At 72.4% G+C, this 3029-nt stretch carries 4 protein-coding genes; 3 read left to right on the top strand and 1 reads right to left on the bottom strand.

Going from position 1 to position 3029, the window contains the following annotated elements:
- Positions 1-248 precede the first annotated feature (248 nt).
- Positions 249-617: a luciferase domain-containing protein gene (locus EAO71_RS01910; protein WP_222723532.1), complete on the top strand. Its 369-nt coding sequence runs from the start codon at positions 249-251 to the stop codon at positions 615-617.
- 135 nt (positions 618-752) lie between these two features.
- Here EAO71_RS01910 and EAO71_RS01905 read toward each other — a convergent pair whose 3' ends face one another.
- Complete coding sequence (locus EAO71_RS01905) at positions 753-1241, bottom strand: PaaI family thioesterase (protein WP_147976011.1); 489 nt, start codon at positions 1239-1241, stop codon at positions 753-755.
- 103 nt (positions 1242-1344) lie between these two features.
- Between EAO71_RS01905 and EAO71_RS01900 the strand changes: the two genes are divergently transcribed.
- Both EAO71_RS01900 and EAO71_RS01890 read left to right on the top strand, forming a co-directional pair.
- The gene (locus EAO71_RS01900) at positions 1345-1818 is read left to right on the top strand and encodes a winged helix-turn-helix transcriptional regulator (protein ID WP_147976010.1); all 474 of its coding nucleotides are present in this window, start codon (positions 1345-1347) and stop codon (positions 1816-1818) included.
- A gap of 412 nt (positions 1819-2230) precedes the next feature.
- The coding region (locus EAO71_RS01890; RefSeq protein WP_147976009.1) for a YhjD/YihY/BrkB family envelope integrity protein at positions 2231-3029 on the top strand (799 nt) is incomplete at its 3' end.

Genomic DNA, 3029 nt, shown 5'->3' with positions numbered 1-3029 from the left:
GGTGTGGACCGGGCCGGGGGGCTCGTCCGGCCTGAAGAGGGTCTTCGGCCCTCGTTCCCGGCCGGGTACCGCCCGGGTCGTGCGCCGGGCCGCAAGGCCCGAATCGCCCTCTGTGCAGGGGTGTTCGGGCCTCACGCGTGCCCCACGGTCACCACCCCGTCACACGACAAGGGTCGATTTCGAGCCTCGGCGGAATTCTTTCGCCAGGACGCTTGTGCCGGGTCGCCGGTCCCGGCACGCTCCTCGGTATGAACACAGCCAGGCACGCCAGTGAACGTCTGATGAGCTGGCCCTCGCTGACCGCCGACCGCGCCCGGTGCGGCGCCGAGCTCGGTCTGCGTACCGCCACGCAGGAGATCGTGCACTTCCACGGTGAACACGAGGCGGACGTGCATCTGACCCGGGCCATGATCGCGAAGCTGAGGCCCGCCCTCCTCGGGTCCAGCGCCGTACGACTGCGGGCCGGGTCGGGCTGGGTGACGGTCCATCTGGACATGGGCTCGGACATCGACCTGCTGGCGACCCTGGTGAGCGCGGCGCTCCAGGCGTCCACCCGGGGCATGAACACGCTGCCGGACGACTGCACGCGCACGCGGGTGGTGCCGGACGGGCGTTGAGGCCCCGAGGCCGACGGACGACGGTCCCGTACGGGTGTCGGGACCCGGGGGCCGGCGGACGCGGTCACCGGACCGGCGTCGGGGGCGCCGGCGCCGACGCGCCCGCCCCGGGGTGCCGTCGACGCTCCGGCGGTCTCACCCCGCGGGGAAGATCATGCAGGTGCTCGTGGCGTGCCCGAGGAGCCGGTCCGACGCGTCGTAGAGCCCCGCCTCGGCGAGCGCCGTGCGGCGGCCCTGGCTCATCACCGTGCCGATCGCGCGGATCTTGCCCGTACCCAGCGTGATCGGCCGCAGGAAGCGGGTCGACAGGTCCAGCGAGGTGTACGCCATCCCCTGCGGGAGCGTCGAGTGCACCGCGCAGCCGGCCGCCGAGTCCAGCAGTGTCGCGTAGACGCCGCCGTGCACACTGCCGATCGGGTTGTAGTGCTCCTCGCCGGGCTCGAAGGTGAACACCGCCCGCCCGTGCTCGACCTCCTCCAGCGCGAAGCCGAGCAGCGCCCCGATGGGCGCCCCGGGCAGCCTCCCGGCCACGAGCTCCCGCAGGAAGTCGAGCCCCGCCATCGTGCCCGCCGCTCGCGCGGTGGCCGCAGCGTCCTCCCACTCGACCGTGCGTGACCGCTTCATCCCGCGTCGCTCCGTTCCGTCCGACCAGCTGACTGTGAAGATCGAAGCTAGACCGCTCTCCAGCTGGCTGTCAACAACGCAGCCAGCTCGGTAGAGTGAGCGGGTGAAGTGGCTGGAGATGGACACCGAGAACTGCCCGGTCCGCCGCTCGCTCGACCTCGTCGGCGAGAAGTGGTCCCTCCTGATCGTGCGCGACGCCTTCAACGGCGTGCGCCGCTACGAGGAGTTCCGCCGCCACCTGGGACTGTCGGAGGCGGTCCTCGCCGACCGGCTGCGCAAGCTCGTCGCCGCCGGGATCCTGCGTGCCGAGCCCTACCGCGAGCCCGGCACGCGCACCCGGTCCGAGTACCGGCTGACCGCCAAGGGGCGCGACCTGTGGCCGGTGCTGCTCGCCCTCAAGCAGTGGGGGGACGTCCACGCCGGAGATCCCGAAGGGCCCGCCCTGGAGATCCGGCACGCCGACTGCGGGGCACCCGTGCGGGTCGTCGTCGTGTGCGAGGGCGACGAGCACGCCACGCTCAGCCCCTTCGACGTCTCGGTGCGCCCGGGCCCCGCCGCCCGACCGCTCGTCACCTGACGGCCGTCCGCGGGTCCGGGAGCCCGGTCGCGCCCGACCGCCGACCGCCGACCGCCGACGAGGTCGAGCGAGCGGCGGACCGGGCAGTTCTCGGTGTCCATCTCCAGCCACTTCACCCGCTCACTCTACCGAGCTGGCTGCGTTGTTGACAGCCAGCTGGAGAGCGGTCTAGCTTCGATCTTCACAGTCAGCTGGTCGGACGGAACGGAGCGACGCGGGATGAAGCGGTCACGCACGGTCGAGTGGGAGGACGCTGCGGCCACCGCGCGAGCGGCGGGCACGATGGCGGGGCTCGACTTCCTGCGCTGGAACCCGCGACCGTGCCCCCGCCGAGACCGGTCACGGGTTCCAGCGGCTCCACAGGGCCGTCCTGACGTCCGTCGTCGGGCTCGCCTGGAACCGGGGGCGCGAGATGGAACTCATGCACCGGGCGATGGGCTTCGCGGCACTCAGCCTGCTCACCCTCGTCCCCCTCCTCATCGTCGTGGCCGCGGCCGACCTGGCCAGCGGGCAGGGCTTCGCCCGCTGGCTCGTCCAGGGTCTGGGCGTCTCCGAGGTCTCGCAGGAGGAGGTGGAACAGCTCTTCGGCAAGCCCGGTCAGGCGCTCCAGCGCACCACCGCGTTCGGACTCGCCGCGCTGGCGGCGTTCGGTGTCACCTTCGGATCCGCCGTCCAGACCGGCTACGAACGGGCCTGGGACCTGCCCACCGCCCGCTGGCACACCATGTGGCGCCACGTCGTCTGGCTCGCCGTCCTGGTCGCGGCCCTCCTCCTCTTCGTCGCCGGTCCGCCGCCGGAGGACGTCCCCGCCGGTGTCACCGTCCTCGTCACCGCCGGTGACGTCGTCGGGACGTTCTTCTTCTTCTGGTGGTCGCAGCGCTTCCTGCTCTGCGGCCGCATCCGCTGGCGGGCCCTGGCCCCGGGGGCGCTGTTCACGGCTCTCGGGCTGCTCGGGCTGCGGGTCTTCTCGCAGTTCGTCTTCTCCCCGCTGATCGCCTCGAACGCGGTGACCTACGGGCAGTTCGGCACCGTCCTCGTCCTGCAGTCCTGGCTGGTCGGGGACGTCCGGGGGGGGATGCCTCCGGTCACCGTGAAGCCGGTCACCGTCCTGCGGTACGACGGCTCGGGGCACCGGGTCCCGCTTCCCGGGAAGTACATCCTGGAGATCAAGCTCTCCCCCGCCGCCGCCCACGACGCGTCCGGCAGGTCCG

Source organism: Streptomyces sp. MS191 (assembly GCF_008042125.1).
GTDB lineage: Bacteria > Actinomycetota > Actinomycetes > Streptomycetales > Streptomycetaceae > Streptomyces.
This window is presented reverse-complemented; position numbering and strand designations above follow the sequence as displayed.

Bases quoted from the DNA above. Each gene is read 5' to 3' on its own strand.
- EAO71_RS01910 (WP_222723532.1), top strand. From the start codon at position 249: ATGAACACAGCCAGGCACGCCAGTGAACGTCTGATGAGCTGGCCCTCG.
- EAO71_RS01905 (WP_147976011.1), bottom strand. From the start codon at position 1,241: ATGAAGCGGTCACGCACGGTCGAGTGGGAGGACGCTGCGGCCACCGCG.